This is a genomic window from Mycobacteroides saopaulense, from assembly GCF_001456355.1.
GTDB lineage: Bacteria > Actinomycetota > Actinomycetes > Mycobacteriales > Mycobacteriaceae > Mycobacterium > Mycobacterium saopaulense.
In genome coordinates, this window is record NZ_CP010271.1 from 2,491,606 (window position 1) to 2,506,720 (window position 15,115).

The window sequence follows — 15,115 nt, forward strand, 5'->3', positions numbered from 1 at the left end:
TCCCATTCGTCGACCATGGAGAACACCGATGTCCCCAAATCAGATACTCGGCCAACCTCGATTCGCCCGCGGTGCACTGCTCGCACTTGCCGGGCTGACGGCACTGTCCGTGGCCGCGTGCGGCTCACAGAACAACACGAACAACGCCGGCACAAACTCGTCGGCGCCGGCCGCCACGTCGGCGGCGCACCAGGGCGAGCACAACGAAAAGGCCCACGTCGCGGGGCTTATCGCCTCCGTGTCGGGCAACACCATTCAGGTGACGAAGAAGGACGGCAGCGCAACGGTCGGCTTCAGCCAATCGACAAAGATCTCCGAGATCACCGCCGCGCAATTGTCGGATGTGACGACCGGGAGCTGTATCGCCGCGATGACGCAGCAGGACTCAAATCCGTTGGCGGCCCGGCGCGTGATGATCTGGCCGGCCACGGACGGCAGCTGCACCAGAGCACAGGCAAAGGAACAGCAGGAATCGACTTCCCCTGCCTCACCATCCGGTAAGCGTCCCGAACATCAAGCCGTGCGTGGGACGGTCGCCTCGGTCAACGGGAACACGATCACGGTGAGCGACACCGATCCGAACAACGGGGCTGCCACGCAGACCGCCGTGACCGTGTCGAACGACACCAGCTATGCCAAGCGTGGTCCGGCCCAACAGAACGCCATCAGCGCGGGCAAGTGCCTCGCCGCACACGGCTCCGACGACGCATCGGGGAACCTGCAGGCCGCAACGATCACGCTGCGAGCCGCCAAAGATGGCTCATGCGAAGGCCCGGGCGGCCATGAAGGCCACCAGGAACGCTAGACGGTGAAGCCGAGGGCCCGGAGCTGTTCCCGACCGTCGTCGGTGATCTTGTCCGGGCCCCACGGCGGCACCCAGACCCAGTTGATCTTGATCTCCTTGACCAGTCCCGCGCCGACGAGGGCGTTGCGTGACTGATCCTCGATGACATCGGTAAGCGGGCAGGCCGCCGAGGTGAGCGTCATGTCGATGACGGCGACCTTGCCACTGTCGCCCTCCTCGACATTGAGCCCGTAGACGAGGCCCAGATCGACGACGTTGATACCCAGCTCTGGGTCGACGACATCACGCATCGCCTCCTCGACATCCTCGAGAAGCTTTACTTCCTCTGATACCTCGGTCATCGCGTCACCTCTTGATGTTCTATTGCCTGTACCAACGCATCCTTGAACGCCATCCATCCTAGAAGCGCACACTTCACGCGGGCCGGGTACCGCGAAACCCCCGCGAAGGCGATGCCGTCGCCGATGACGTCCTCGTCGCCATCGATCGTGCCGCGAGAAGAGATCATCTCGTTGAACGAGGCCACCGTCTTGAGCGCCTCGTCCACCGTCAGTCCGATCACCAGATCCGTCAGCACCGAGGTCGCGGCCTGGCTGATCGAGCAGCCCTGCCCGTCATAGGAGACGTCAGCGATTTTGTTGTCTTCCAGGGCAACTCGCAGTGTCACCTCATCGCCGCACGTCGGATTCACGTGGTGCACTTCGGTCGCGAACGGCTCCCGCAGCCCGCGATGATGCGGATGCTTGTAGTGATCCAGGATGACTTCCTGGTACATCTGCTCGAGCCTCACAAGGACGATCCCCCGTCGCTGCGCCCGCCCAGGAAGAACTCCTGCGCGCGACGAACACCGGCGACCAGCCGGTCGACCTCGTCAAGAGTGTTGTACACCGCGAAAGAGGCACGGGCGCTGGCCGCGATGCCGAATCGGCGGTGCAGTGGCCAGGCGCAGTGATGCCCGACCCGTATCGCGACACCCTCGTCATCGAGCACCTGACCCAGGTCATGCGCGTGAATGCCATCCACGACGAACGAGACCGCGCCCCCACGGTCGATGTTCTCGGCCGGACCGATGATACGAACTCCGTCGATGCCGCCGAGGCCGGCGAGTGCGGCCGAGACCAGCTGATGCTCGTGCGCGGCAATGGCTTCCATGCCCACCGCGTTGAGGTAGTCCACCGCCGCGCCGAGGCCCACCACCTGCGAGGTCATCGGGACACCCGCCTCGAATCGCTGCGGGGGCGGCGCGTAGGTGCTGACCTCCATGGTGACGGTCTCGATCATGGAACCGCCGGTGATGAACGGCGCCATGGCCTCCAGCAGTTCACCCCGCCCGTACAGCACACCGACGCCGGAGGGCCCAAGCATCTTGTGCCCGGAGAACGCCGCATAGTCGACGCCCAGCTCGCGGAAGTTCACCGGCATATGCGGCACCGACTGGCAGGCATCCAGAACCACCAGAGCACCAACCGCTTTCGCGCGACGCACCAACTCGGCCACCGGTGCCACCGCGCCCGTCACATTGGATTGGTGCGTGAAGGCCACCACTTTCACGGCCTCGGTGAGCTCGAGGGAGTCAAGATCGATGCGACCGTCATCGGTCACCCCGAACCAGCGCAGGGTTGCGCCGGTGCGACGGCACAGCTCCTGCCACGGCACCAGATTCGCGTGGTGTTCCAGCTCGGTGATGATCACCTCGTCGCCCGGACCCACCGCGCGGTCGAACCGGCTGTCACCGAGGGCGTAGGCCACCAGGTTCAGTGATTCGGTGGCGTTCTTGGTGAAGACAATCTCGCCGTCGTCGACTCCTACGAAGCGGGCGATCGCGTTGCGCGCGCCCTCGTAGGCATCGGTGGCTTCCTCGGCGAGCTGGTGAGCGCCGCGATGCACCGCGGCGTTGCGCTCGGTCAGGAAGGTCCGCTCGGCGTCGAGCACCGGTAGCGGGCGCTGCGAGGTGGCCCCGGAATCCAGGTAGACCAACGGTTTGCCGCCGCGCACCGTTCGGCTCAGGATCGGGAAGTCCGCCCTGATCTGCGAGATCCGAACGGTGTCCAGCGGAACCGTCGCGGTCATCTAAGCTCCCGCGACTGCTTGGGTGAAGCGCTCGTAGCCGTTCTCCTCCAGCTCGTCGGCCAGTTCCGGGCCGCCCGACTCGACAATGCGGCCACCGACGAAGACGTGCACGAACTGCGGCTGGATGTAGCGCAGGATCCGGGTGTAGTGGGTGATGAGCAGGACACCACCGTGCTCGCGCTCGGCGTAGCGGTTAACACCCTCGGAAACGATGCGCAGGGCGTCGACGTCCAGCCCGGAGTCCGTCTCGTCCAGGATCGCGATCTTCGGCTTGAGCAGGCCCAATTGCAGGATCTCGTGGCGCTTCTTCTCGCCGCCCGAGAACCCTTCGTTGACGCTGCGCTCGGCGAAGGCGGAGTCGATCTCCAACTCCCCCATAGCTTCCTTGACTTCCTTGACCCAGTGGCGCAGCTTCGGAGCCTCACCGCGCACGGCCGTGGCGGCGGTGCGCAGGAAGTTGGACATCGAGACGCCCGGCACCTCGACGGGATACTGCATGGCCAGGAACAGACCCGCCCGGGCCCGTTCGTCGACAGAAAGTTCCAGCACATCTTGCCCATCGAGAGTGATGGACCCGGAAGTCACCTGGTACTTGGGGTGCCCGGCGATGGCGTAGGACAGCGTGGACTTCCCGGAACCGTTGGGGCCCATCACGGCATGGGTCTCGCCCGAGTTCACCGTCAGGTTGACGCCCTTGAGAATCTCGATGGATTCACCCTCATTGGGCGAGATGCTGACGTGCAGATCCTTGATTTCTAGCGTGGTCATTCGAATTCCCTTATGAATTAATGATCGGTCGTTTGCAGTTCTTGTTCAACGGCCTCGGTGAGTCGGTCGCGCACCGACTCGATCCCGATCCGCTGGATGATGTCCTGGAAGAAGCCGCGCACCACCAGTCGGCGCGCATCCTCTTCGGCGATACCGCGTGAGCGCAGATAGAACAGTTGCTCATCGTCGAATCGTCCGGTGGCACTGGCGTGCCCGGCCCCGGCGATCTCGCCGGTCTCGATCTCCAGGTTCGGCACCGAATCGGCCCGAGCCCCGTCGGTGAGGATCAAGTTGCGGTTCAGCTCGAAGGTGTCGGTGCCCGTGGCCTCGGCGCGAATGAGCACATCGCCGATCCAGACGGTGTGCGCATCGGGCTTGTCGGAGGCCGGATTGCCCTGCAGCGCACCCTTGTACGTGACGTGCGAACGGCAGTTGGGTTGGGCGTGGTCGACCAGCAGCCGGTGCTCGAAGAACTGGCCGTCGTCGGCGTAGTACAGCCCGAGCAGTTCGGCGTCACCACCCTGCGCGCAAAAGCGGAGAGACGCGCTCAGCCTTACCAGGTCTCCGCCCAGGGTGACCGCGATATGCCGCAGCACCGCGTCCTTGCCGAGCTTGGCATGGTGCGCCGTCACATGCACCGCGTCGTCGGCCCAGTCGGCGATGCTGACGACGGTCAGCCGAGCCGCGTCGTCTACCACGAATTCGACGTTCTCGGCGTAGGTTCCGCTGCCGCGGTAGTCGATGACCACCACCGATTCGGACAACTCTCCGGCACGAACCTGGGTGTGTCCGTAGGCAACCTGCCCCGCACCGGGACCGGTGACGGTGATCGCGACCGGATCGCCCACCACCGCCTGCTTGCCGACGGTGATCACCGAGGCCTTAGAGAACGACGAGTAGGCCTGCGCGGCAATCCGATCCGAGGGAACGCCGCCCTGTCCGAGGCGCTCGTCGGCACGGTCGACCGTCTCCACGATCACGCCCTCACCGGCGGCGACATCCACGGTCGGTTCCGCGGTCGCGGTGGCGGTGCCGTCGTGCAGGCCGCGCAGCCGGCGCAGCGGGGTGAATCGCCACAGCTCGTCGCGGCCGCCGGGCACCTCGAAGGCGGCCACGTCGTAGGAGCTGAACAGCTCTCCCTTGTTGGCGCCCTCGACAGCTTGAGTCAACTGCGTCATTCCCTAACCCACCGCGCCTTCCATTTGCAGCTCGATGAGCCGGTTGAGCTCCAGCGCATATTCCATCGGTAGTTCCTTGGCGATCGGCTCGACGAAGCCGCGCACCACCATGGCCATCGCCTCGTCCTCGGTCAGACCGCGGCTCATCAGGTAGAACAGCTGGTCATCACTGACCTTGGACACGGTGGCCTCGTGACCCATGGTGACGTCATCCTCGCGAATGTCGACATACGGGTAGGTATCGCTGCGGCTGACCGTATCGACCAGCAACGCATCGCATTTCACGGTGGAACGCGATCCGTGGGCGCCCTTGTTGACCTGGACCAGGCCTCGGTAGGAGGCACGGCCGCCGCCGCGAGCCACCGACTTGGACACGATGTTGCTCGACGTGTTCGGTGCCAGGTGCAGCATCTTGGCACCGGTGTCCTGGTGCTGCCCTTCGCCCGCGAAGGCCACCGACAACACCTCGCCCTTGGCGTGCTCACCGGTCATCCACACGGCCGGGTACTTCATGGTGACCTTGGAGCCGATGTTTCCGTCGACCCATTCCATGGTGGCACCGGCCTCGGCGCGGGCCCGCTTGGTGACCAGGTTGTAGACGTTGTTCGACCAGTTCTGGATGGTCGTGTACCGGCACCGACCACCGGCCTTGACGATGATCTCGACGACGGCCGAGTGCAGCGAGTCGGACTTGTAGATCGGTGCGGTACATCCTTCGACGTAGTGCACGTAGGCGCCCTCGTCGACGATGATGAGCGTCCGCTCGAACTGACCCATGTTCTCGGTGTTGATGCGGAAGTAAGCCTGCAGCGGAATGTCCACGTGCACGCCCGGCGGCACATAGATGAACGATCCACCCGACCACACCGCGGTGTTCAGCGCCGAGAATTTGTTGTCTCCGGCCGGGATGACACTGCCGAAGTACTCCTTGAAGATCTCCGGGTGCTCGCGCAGACCGGAGTCGGTGTCCAGGAAGATAACCCCTTGGGACTCAAGGTCTTCGCGGATCGAGTGGTAGACGACTTCCGATTCGTACTGCGCCGCGACGCCCGCCACCAGCCGCTGCTTCTCGGCCTCGGGGATGCCGAGGCGGTCATAGGTGTTCTTGATGTCCTCGGGCAGTTCGTCCCAGGACGCGGCCTGCTTCTCGCTGGACCGCACGAAGTACTTGATGTTGTCGAAGTCGATGCCCTCGAGGTTCGAGCCCCAGTTCGGCATGGGCTTCTTGTCGAAGGTCCGCAGCGCCTTGAGGCGAACATCGAGCATCCACTCGGGCTCGCTCTTCTTGCTGGAGATGTCGCGCACCACCGCCTCGGACAGCCCGCGCTGTGCGCTGGCGCCTGCCACGTCGGAATCGGACCAGCCGTAGCCGTAGTTGCCCAGGGACGCGATCGTCTCGTCCTGGGTCAACACTTCACGTTCGAGGGTCATCGTGACACTCCGTTCTCTTGAGCTGTCTTTTTCGTTGTGTCCGGCACGGGCTGGTGCCGGATCAGTGGGACACGTTTATCGGGATGTGCGTGGTACAGGCGCAGTCACCATTGGCGATCGTGGCCAATCGCTGTACATGTGTTCCCAACACCTCGGCGAAGGCCTCCTGTTCCGCCTCGCACAATTCCGGGAACTCGGCCGCTACGTGGGATACCGGGCAGTGATGCTGACATATCTGTACACCCTGCGGAGATCCGGGAGAACCGCCCACTTTCTGGGTGCTCGCGGCGTAGCCGGCCTTGGTGAGCGCCGCCGCAACCTGCTCAACGGTGGCCTCCGGATCGTTATGGGGGGCCCCGGCCGCCACATCACCCAAAATCGCGTCGATACGACGACGCGCGAAGGTGCGCACGGCATCGTCGCCGCCGATCTCGCGCAGCTGCCGCATCGCCGCGGAGGCCAGATCGTCGTACGCGTGATTGAGCTTGGCACGCCCATCGGCGGTCAGTAGATAGCGCTTGGCCGGCCTGCCGCGGCCGTGATGCTGCCACGCGGCCGCTGGGTTCGCGACGGCGTCACCTGCGTCGATGAGCGCGTCCAGGTGCCGACGTACGCCGGCCGCGGACAAGCCGAGGCGGTCTCCGATCTCACCTGCGGTGATAGGCCCGGATTCCATCAGTAGCCGCACCACGGCGGCACGCGTCTGTCCATCGTGAGACACGGCGGGCGCGGCGTCCAGCACCTGCGACACAGCCATCCCAGACGCCGCGGCGGACGCCCTGGGAGATGCCTGACCGAATTTCACAACACCAGTGTGACGCAATTCGGAATGCCACGTCTAGCAAGGGTTACCTATGTTGACAGGCACCATGCCCGACAGGACAGGCCCTGTCCGCCCGGTTCCACGGAGCGAGTCCGGCAGGCCGATACGCTGCTGGCGTGTCGGTACGTGGGCAGTGGCTGAGTTCATCGCTCTCCCATCTGCATGATGACGAGCGCTCGTCGGCCCCGCTGAACGCGCGTGAGCTCACGGCCATGAACCGGACTCGGCTGTTCGGCGCCACCGGAACCGCGCTGATGGCCATCGGTGCGCTCGGCGCCGGCGCGCGCCCGGTCATCCAGGATCCGATCTTCGGGGTCAGGCTGCTCAATCTTCCGTCGCGCATTCAGACCGTGTCACTGACCATGACCACCACCGGCGCCGTGATGATGACGTTGGCCTGGCTGATGCTGGGCCGCTTCGCAATCGGCAGCCTGCGCAACAAAGGTCCGGACGGGCGTCCGGATGGGCCCAGAGGTCCGGTGCGCAGGATGTCGCGCGGTCAGCTAGACCGCACCCTGCTGCTGTGGATCCTGCCGCTGCTCATCGCGCCGCCCATGTACTCCAAAGACGTGTACTCGTATCTGGCGCAAAGCCAGATCGCGCGCCTGGGCAAAGATCCGTACACGGAGGGCCCGGCCATGGCCCTGGGACTCGATCACGTGTTCACGCTGTCGGTACCCAGCCTGTGGCGAGAAACACCCGCCCCCTACGGTCCGCTGTTCCTCTGGATCGGCAAGGGCATCTCTCGACTCACCGGCGACGACATCGTCGCGGGGGCATTGTGTCATCGACTCGTCGAACTACTCGGTGTGCTGCTGATCATCTGGGCCACACCCCGCCTGGCTCAGCGCTGCGGGGTCGCCGAGGTCAGCGCGCTCTGGCTCGGCGCCGCCAATCCCCTGCTGTTGATGCACCTCATCGCCGGAATCCACAATGAGGCCCTCATGTTGGGCCTCATGCTGACCGGCACCGAACTGGCCATGCGGGGCGTCGACTCGACGCGCTCGCTCGCCGGGGTCAGGCACTGGCCACACACCCGCGTGCAGTGGGCCACCTGGGCCCCGCTGGGCAATCTCCTGGCCGGCACCGTACTGATCACCGCATCATCGCAAGTCAAGCTGCCGTCCCTGTTGGCTCTCGGCTTTGTCGGAATGGCGCTGGCGCGCCGATGGGGCGGCGGAGTTCGCGGCCTTGTGCAGTCCGGGGCGCTGCTGGGCACGGTGACCGGTGCCTGCACGGTCCTCATCGGATGGGCCAGCGGGCTCGGATTCGGCTGGATCTACACGCTCGGTACCGCCAACGCCGTACGCAGCTGGATGTCACCACCCACCCTTGTCGCCCTGGGTACCGGGCAGGTCGGCATCTTGCTCGGTCTGGGCGACCACACCACCGCCATCCTCTCGCTGACCCGCGGCATCGGTATCGGGATCATCGCGATCGCGGTGTCGTGGCTACTACTCGCCGTGCTGCGCGGACGCCTGCACCCCGTCGGTGGGCTCGGCGTCGCCCTCGGCATCACCGTGCTGCTGTTTCCGGTGGTGCAGCCCTGGTACCTGCTGTGGGCGATCATCCCGCTGGCCGCGTGGGCCACCCGCCCCGCGTTTCGCGGCACCGCGATCGGGATCACCCTGCTCGTGGGCATCTTCGGGCCCACCGCCAACGGCGACAGATTCGCGCTGTTCCAGATCATCGACGCGACCGTGGCAAGCGCCATCATCGCGCTCTTGCTCATCGCTATCACGCATGACTATCTGCCATGGCGTCGGCTGCCTAACGGCGACCGAGAGCCGCCGCTTACGCTGACTGACCGTGACGCAACCATCGACCAGGACAGCACCACCGGTGCGGATGCGGTCGGTGACCAAGCGATACGGGCCGACAACAGCACTGCACAACCTCGACCTTGAGGTCCACGAAGCGCAGGTCTTCGCGCTGCTGGGGCCCAACGGTGCCGGGAAAACCACCAGCGTCGAGCTCTGTGAGGGCTTCCTGCATCCCGACGAGGGCATCGTCGAGGTGCTCGGCATGGACCCCGTCGCCAAGAACTCCGCAGTGCGGTCGCGTATCGGCGTGATGCTGCAGGGCGGCGGCGCCTACCCCACTGCCCGGGCCAGTGAGATGCTGGGGCTCGTCGCCTCGTACTCTGCCAATCCTCTTGACCCGCAATGGCTTCTGGACACACTGGGGCTGACCGATGCCGCCCGCACTCCGTACCGGCGGTTATCCGGAGGCCAACAGCAACGCCTGGCGCTCGCGTGCGCCTTGGTGGGCCGACCCGAGCTGGTCTTCCTCGACGAACCGACCGCCGGCATGGATGCTCACGCCCGGCTGGTGGTGTGGGAACTGATCGACTGCCTGCGGCGCGACGGCGTCGCCGTGGTGCTCACCACCCATCACATGAAGGAAGCCGAGGAGCTGGCAGACCAGCTGATGATCATCGACCACGGTTCCGTGGTGGCCTCCGGTACACCATCAGAGCTGATGCAATCCGGTGCCGAGAACCAATTGCGCTTCTCCGCGCCGCCGCGACTGGATCTGACCCTGCTCATCTCCGCGCTACCCGAGGGATACACGGTGTCCGAGGCCACTCCCGGCGAGTATCGAGTGGAGGGCGTCGTGGACCCTCAGGTGCTGGCCACCGTCACCGCGTGGTGCGCACGCATGGATGTGCTGACCACCGACCTACGCGTGGAAAAGCGCAGCCTTGAGGACGTGTTCCTCGATCTGACCGGCAGGGAATTGCGATGACCGACACCACACCCCGCTTCGTCCCGGGCACCTTCACTCCCGATCCACGGCCCAGCGCCGTGCACACCATGCTCTTTGCTCAGTTCTGGCTGGAGCTCAAGCTGCTGCTGCGCAACGGTGAGCAGCTGCTGCTCACCATGTTCATTCCGATCACCCTCCTCATCGGGCTGACACTGCTACCACTGGGCCAATTCCCCGGTTCCCGGACCGACATCTTCGTGCCCGCCATCATGGCGCTGGCCGTCATTTCCACCGCATTCACCGGGCAGGCCATCGCGGTCGGGTTCGATCGCCGATACGGCGCGCTGAAACGCCTGGGCGCCACCGCATTACCGGTATGGGGCATCATCGCAGGCAAGGCGCTGGCCGTGGTCACCGTGGTGGTACTGCAGGCCGCCGTCATCGGCGCGATCGGTGGCGCACTGGGTTGGCGCCCGCATCCGGTGGGGCTGTTGCTCGGCGCGGTGATCATTGCCCTGGGCACTGCGACGTTCGCGGCGATGGGCCTGTTGCTGGGCGGCACCCTGCGCGCGGAAATCGTGCTGGCCCTGGCGAATCTGTTGTGGTTCATTTTCGCCGGTCTGGGGGCGTTGACACTGGAAGATGGTCGCACCACCGATGCGATCCCCCGCGCCATGGTGCTCCTGGCACGCCTGTCCCCCTCTGGTGCACTCTCGGAAGCGCTGGCGGCCGCGATGACGCTGTCCGTGGACTGGTTTGCGCTCGCGGTGCTTGCGGTGTGGGGTGTGCTCGCCGCCTACGGCGCGCTGCGCTGGTTCAAATTCACCTGAGGCGATGAGATACGGGCCCGGGCCGGGTCTGTATCGGTATGCCCGATTCCATTTCTCCCACCGCACGTCCACGTATCGTCTCGCGCGAGCAATGGCGTTCCGCCAGCGCCGAGCTGCTGGTCCACGAGAAGGCTGCGACACGAACTCTCGATGCGCTGGCCGCGCGGAGACGCCGGATGCCGATGGTCGCGATGCCGGGTGGGTACGGGTTCGTCGGCCCCGATGGCGAATGTTCACTGATCGACCTGTTCGCCGGGCGCGGCCAGCTGATCGTCTACCAATTCATGGACAACGGCCCAGACGACTACTGCTCCGGATGCGCATCGGTGTGCGACAACGTCGGCAGGCCCGAGCATCTGAACGCTCGCGACACCAGCTTCGCGGTGGTGTCCAACATGCCGTACGCACAAATCGCGGGCTTCCGGCAACGTATGCAATGGTCCTTTCCGTTCGTGTCCTCGCGCGGCACCACCTTCTCCGCGGATTGCGGCGCGGGAGCGGGATTCGGCATCAGCGCATTTCTCCGCGACGGCGAGGACGTCTATCAGACCTACTTCAGCACCGACCGCGGCGGCGACAAGATGCGCATGGACTTCATGCTGCTGGACATCACCGCCTTTGGGCGACAGGAGACCTGGGAGGATTCACCCGCGGGCTGGCCCCAGACACCGCCTTATGCGTGGTGGCGCTTACACGACGAGTACTAGCCAGGGTCTCGTACGCTCGCCGGGTGACGGATATCGAGGCGGCCTTGGATCGGTTCGTAGCAGCGTTCAACACCAATGACCTGGACGTAGTCATGCAACACTTCGCCGACGACGCCGAGTACCTGCCAGGTGACGGCTCACGACATGTGGGCCTGAGTGCTATCCGCCGGGAATTCGAGCCACAGTTCGGCGGCGCCTACGGCGCGATGACATTCGACGAACATGACCGGATGATCGACCAGTCGGCGCGCAAGGCCGTCATCCGGTGGACATGCCGTCATGACATCCGGGCACGCCGATCCGGGCGCAGACTATTGGGTTTGGTCACGCGCATTGGGGCCGTGATACTTCCGCGATTCGGCTGGGAAGGACTCGACGTCTTCCACTTCGATGATCGGGGCAAGATCACCGGCAAGTACACGTACTCGAACTACGTGCTGCCACGCATTAGCACCAAACTGGGCTAGCCGGGTTTCGCCTCTGGCGCCTGGATACCGAGATCGCCGGCCGGGTGACCAACGACTACTACAAGACGTAGTGGGGGGTGACATAGACTCAGCAGGTGCTATATCGGGCGTTCCTGTGGGTAGTCGATCTACTGCCTATGCCGAGCCTGCGAACGCAGCGCCTCATCGCCGCGGCCGTGGTGCTCACTCAGGGCGGTATTGCCGTCACCGGTGCCGTCGTGCGCGTCACCGCCTCGGGTCTGGGCTGCCCCACCTGGCCACAGTGCTTCCCGGGCAGCTTCACCCCGGTGGCCGTCGCCGAAGTGCCGCGCATCCACCAGGCCGTCGAGTTCGGAAATCGGATGATCAGCTTCCTGGTGGTTCTCACCGCGGCGCTGGCAGTGCTCGCCGTGACCCGTGCCCGCCGACGCCGCGAGGTCCTCGTCTACGCCTGGCTGATGCCTGCTTCGACAGTTCTGCAGGCGGTGATCGGCGGCATCACGGTGCTGACCGGTCTGCTGTGGTGGACTGTCGCGATTCATCTGCTGGTCTCGATGGGCATGGTGTGGCTGGCCACGCTGCTGTACGTCAAGGTCGGTGAGCCGGACGTCGCATCCGACCTGCCCACCGTGCCACCGCCCCCTGCGCCGCTACGCCGGTTGACCGCTCTGCTCGGTGTGATGTTGGCAGCGATCCTGGTGGCCGGAACCCTGGTCACCGGAGCCGGGCCACATGCCGGCGACAAGAGCATCACCCGCGTGGTGCCCCGACTTCAGGTCGAGATCACCACGCTGGTGCATCTGCACGGCACCCTGCTCGTCGCCTATCTGGCACTGCTGGTTGGCCTGGGGTTCGGACTCGCCGCTATCGGCGTAACCCGGCGCGTTTGGGTGCGTCTGACCGTGCTGCTGGGGCTCACACTGGCGCAGGGATTCGTGGGAATCGTGCAGTTCTACACGGGCGTACCGGCAGTGCTCGTCGCGGTCCATGTCGCGGGCGCGGCCGCCTGTACCGCAGCCACCGCGGCGCTGTGGGCCGCGCTGACCACTCCGGAACTAGCCGCGACCGCGTTGCCCCAACGGGCCGAGGCCCAAGCGCTCTAACGCGTCCTCGACACCGATCACGAACTTTCGTTGCGCCAGATCGCGCTCCTCGGTATCCAGCTGGCGCCAGCCCAAGGACGGTTCGACCAGCTCGAGTTCCAAGAGGCGGGGGTCGTCGTCGATCACACCACCGATGACGTCGACGCGGGCGTACAGCAGGTCCGTCATCGCAACTCGGCACTTCGTCGCGGCGGCCGCCAGCGCGGCCGCACCGAGCTTCCACAGCGCCGAGGACGGCTTCACCGGCGCAAGCCGCTCGGCATGGAAAAGACCGGACTCGTCGACCTCGGCCGCGGTGCCGGGCGGAGGCAGTAGCGCAGCCTTGGTAAACGCGTGCGACGGTTCGCCGTTGAGGAAGACCAGCGCCGTCTCGCCGTGGTGGTCGACCCGGGGATCGTAGGGCTGGATCAGCACGGTGCGGCCCTCGTCCTGCAACCCCTCCGCGTGATCGCGCGCGGCCTCCGGGCAGGTGAATCGGCCCGCGCCACGGGATCCTCCGGCCACTGCCGGCTTGATCACGAGTTCCCCGTCGGGCAGGACGATGGGTTCATCGGGTGCGAAGAAGGTGCTGGGAACCGTCGGAATACCAACTGCAGCAAGGTCATTCAGGTAGCGCTTGTCGGTGTTCCAGCGCACCACCGAGAGTGGGTTGAGCACATTACGAACAGATCCCGCCCATTGCAGGAATTCCTCCAGACGCTCCGGATAGTCCCAGGTGGCACGCAGGATCACCAGATCGGCCTGCGCGGCCTCCGGGTCATCCCAGGACAGCCACCGGGCGTGCAGATCACGGGCACGCAGTGCGGCAACAAGTTCGGCGTCGTCGCCATCACCGGCGACAAGCTGCGGGCAACCGGCCAGAACGATGCGCGGATGGAAGATATCCGGCCGTCCCAGCCTTACGTCCGGGCGACCCACCCGGCCATCTTCTTGGCGTGCCCGGGTGCCGGGTTGGCAGTGCTGACCAGCTCCCGATCCCACTCGGGCGCGACCTCGATGCCTTCGACGGCCGCCACCGCGGCCTGCGCGGTGGCCAGATCGTCGACCACCTGATCACCGAGGATCCCGTCGGCGCCGATCAGGGTGATCCGGACTCCGGCCTGCCCGACGGTCTGCAACACGGCCTTGGTCGGCATGTGGTGCGCCTTCACGAATGCGGTGAGCGCGCGGTGCACTGAGGAGGGGGCAGACACCTTCCGCTGCTGATCGGCAGGCTCGGCTTCGTCGGTCATATGTAGAGCGTACGTGGCCTGGATACTGGTACCCATGCGTGCCATCGAAGTGCCCGTGACCGGAGGCCCCGAGGTCCTCACCCTCGTCGAGAAGACCGACCCGACACCGGGCTCCGGTGAGGTACTCATCGACGTCGACGCGGTGGGCGTCAACTTCCGCGACGTCTACCTACGTAACGGCAGCTACGCGGCCCCGCTCCCGCACATTCCGGGTTCTGAGGTCAGCGGGGTGGTGAGCGCCGTCGGCGAAGGCGTTCACACCCTCGCCCCCGGAGATCGCGTCGCCAGTCCGGTCGCGGCCTGGGGGTACGCCGAATCAACCACCGCGCCAGCCGATTTCACTGCGAAGGTGCCCACCGGGTTGTCCGCCCAGGTCGCGGCCAGCGCATTGCTGCAGGGCATCACCGCGCACTACCTGCTGACCTCGGTCTACCCCGTCGCGGCCGGTGACACCGTGCTGGTGCACGCCGGCGCGGGCGGTATGGGCCTGCTGCTGACCCAGTGGGCGACCTATCGCGGTGTCAGGGTCATCACCACCGTGTCGAGCGAGGCCAAGGAGAAGCTGTCCCAGGAGGCCGGTGCGGCCGAGGTGCTGCCCTACCCCGATCCCGACGATCCCGCCGAATTCACTTCGCGGATCCTGGAATTGACCTCGGGCGAGGGCGTGGCGGTGGCCTACGACGGTGTCGGCAAGTCGACCTTCGAAGCGAGCCTGGCCGCCGTGCGGGTGCGTGGCCTGATCGCGCTCTACGGCGCGGCCAGCGGCCAGGTGCCACCCTTCGACCCGCAGCGCCTCACCGCGAAGTCGGCGGTGCTGACGCGCCCCACCATGGGGCATTTCATCCGCACGCCCGAAGAGTTCGCCTGGCGTGCCGATGACGTCCTGGACCTGGTGTCACGCGGGACCTTGAAGATCACGATCGGTGCCGCCTACCCGCTTGATCAAGCCGCGCAGGCACATACCGACCTGGAGGCACGCAAGACCACGGGGTCGGTCGTATTGGTGCCCTGAC

General features: G+C 65.7%; 17 protein-coding genes. 8 read left to right on the forward strand and 9 right to left on the reverse strand.

The genetic code is table 11. The annotated features are described in order from the left end of the window. The first annotated feature begins 28 nt into the window (after positions 1–28). Complete coding sequence (locus MYCSP_RS12415; protein WP_088413883.1) at positions 29–805, forward strand: DUF5666 domain-containing protein; 777 nt, start codon at positions 29–31, stop codon at positions 803–805. Here the strand turns inward: MYCSP_RS12415 and MYCSP_RS12420 are convergent. The 7 genes from MYCSP_RS12420 to MYCSP_RS12450 form a co-directional block, all read right to left on the reverse strand. Beyond that, the gene (locus MYCSP_RS12420; RefSeq protein ID WP_070910304.1) at positions 802–1,146 is read right to left on the reverse strand and encodes a metal-sulfur cluster assembly factor; all 345 of its coding nucleotides are present in this window, start codon (positions 1,144–1,146) and stop codon (positions 802–804) included. The genes MYCSP_RS12415 and MYCSP_RS12420 overlap by 4 nt on opposite strands. After that, positions 1,143–1,595, reverse strand: coding sequence for a Fe-S cluster assembly sulfur transfer protein SufU (sufU, locus tag MYCSP_RS12425; RefSeq protein ID WP_070910305.1), 453 nt, complete (start codon positions 1,593–1,595; stop codon positions 1,143–1,145). The genes MYCSP_RS12420 and sufU overlap by 4 nt, the downstream gene beginning before the upstream one ends. Next, positions 1,592–2,875 carry a cysteine desulfurase gene (locus MYCSP_RS12430; RefSeq protein ID WP_088413884.1) on the reverse strand — a complete coding sequence of 428 codons (1,284 nt, stop codon included), beginning with the start codon at positions 2,873–2,875 and terminating at the stop codon, positions 1,592–1,594. Before MYCSP_RS12430 ends, sufU begins: the two co-directional genes overlap by 4 nt. Beyond that, complete coding sequence (sufC, locus tag MYCSP_RS12435) at positions 2,876–3,643, reverse strand: Fe-S cluster assembly ATPase SufC (RefSeq protein ID WP_070910307.1); 768 nt, start codon at positions 3,641–3,643, stop codon at positions 2,876–2,878. A 17-nt stretch (positions 3,644–3,660) separates the two neighbouring features. Further along, complete coding sequence (sufD, locus tag MYCSP_RS12440; protein ID WP_088413885.1) at positions 3,661–4,821, reverse strand: Fe-S cluster assembly protein SufD; 1,161 nt, start codon at positions 4,819–4,821, stop codon at positions 3,661–3,663. A gap of 3 nt (positions 4,822–4,824) precedes the next feature. Next, entirely contained in the window at positions 4,825–6,252 is a 1,428-nt protein-coding gene (gene sufB / locus MYCSP_RS12445; protein ID WP_070910309.1) for a Fe-S cluster assembly protein SufB, read from the reverse strand. 61 nt (positions 6,253–6,313) lie between these two features. Then, positions 6,314–7,009: a helix-turn-helix transcriptional regulator gene (locus MYCSP_RS12450; protein ID WP_088413886.1), complete on the reverse strand. Its 696-nt coding sequence runs from the start codon at positions 7,007–7,009 to the stop codon at positions 6,314–6,316. A 182-nt stretch (positions 7,010–7,191) separates the two neighbouring features. Here MYCSP_RS12450 and mptB point away from each other — a divergent pair, with 182 nt between their 5' ends. From mptB to MYCSP_RS12480, 6 genes are all read left to right on the forward strand, one after another. After that, complete coding sequence (mptB, locus tag MYCSP_RS12455; RefSeq protein WP_088413887.1) at positions 7,192–8,982, forward strand: polyprenol phosphomannose-dependent alpha 1,6 mannosyltransferase MptB; 1,791 nt, start codon at positions 7,192–7,194, stop codon at positions 8,980–8,982. Further along, complete coding sequence (locus MYCSP_RS12460) at positions 8,924–9,823, forward strand: ABC transporter ATP-binding protein (RefSeq protein ID WP_083013186.1); 900 nt, start codon at positions 8,924–8,926, stop codon at positions 9,821–9,823. Before mptB ends, MYCSP_RS12460 begins: the two co-directional genes overlap by 59 nt. Next, positions 9,820–10,614 (forward strand): ABC transporter permease, encoded by a 795-nt coding sequence (locus MYCSP_RS12465; protein ID WP_083013185.1) that lies wholly within the window; start codon positions 9,820–9,822, stop codon positions 10,612–10,614. Before MYCSP_RS12460 ends, MYCSP_RS12465 begins: the two co-directional genes overlap by 4 nt. 38 nt (positions 10,615–10,652) lie before the next feature. Next, a complete protein-coding gene (locus MYCSP_RS12470) occupies positions 10,653–11,321 on the forward strand; it encodes a DUF899 domain-containing protein (RefSeq protein ID WP_083013184.1) in 669 nt (222 codons plus the stop codon). Between the two features lie 23 nt (positions 11,322–11,344). Then, complete coding sequence (locus tag MYCSP_RS12475; RefSeq protein ID WP_083013183.1) at positions 11,345–11,788, forward strand: YybH family protein; 444 nt, start codon at positions 11,345–11,347, stop codon at positions 11,786–11,788. Between the two features lie 95 nt (positions 11,789–11,883). Continuing rightward, complete coding sequence (locus MYCSP_RS12480; protein ID WP_088413888.1) at positions 11,884–12,870, forward strand: COX15/CtaA family protein; 987 nt, start codon at positions 11,884–11,886, stop codon at positions 12,868–12,870. On the opposite strand, the gene MYCSP_RS12485 is transcribed toward MYCSP_RS12480, so the two are convergent. Both MYCSP_RS12485 and MYCSP_RS12490 read right to left on the reverse strand, forming a co-directional pair. Further along, entirely contained in the window at positions 12,823–13,788 is a 966-nt protein-coding gene (locus tag MYCSP_RS12485; RefSeq protein ID WP_088413889.1) for an ATP-grasp domain-containing protein, read from the reverse strand. The two genes, MYCSP_RS12480 and MYCSP_RS12485, sit on opposite strands and share 48 nt — an antisense overlap. Next, positions 13,770–14,102: a hypothetical protein gene (locus tag MYCSP_RS12490; protein WP_083013354.1), complete on the reverse strand. Its 333-nt coding sequence runs from the start codon at positions 14,100–14,102 to the stop codon at positions 13,770–13,772. The genes MYCSP_RS12485 and MYCSP_RS12490 overlap by 19 nt, the downstream gene beginning before the upstream one ends. Before the next feature lie 34 nt (positions 14,103–14,136). Between MYCSP_RS12490 and MYCSP_RS12495 the strand changes: the two genes are divergently transcribed. Continuing rightward, on the forward strand, positions 14,137–15,114 hold the full coding sequence (locus MYCSP_RS12495) for a quinone oxidoreductase family protein (protein ID WP_088415596.1): 978 nt from the start codon (positions 14,137–14,139) through the stop codon (positions 15,112–15,114). The last annotated feature ends 1 nt before the right edge of the window (position 15,115 follow it).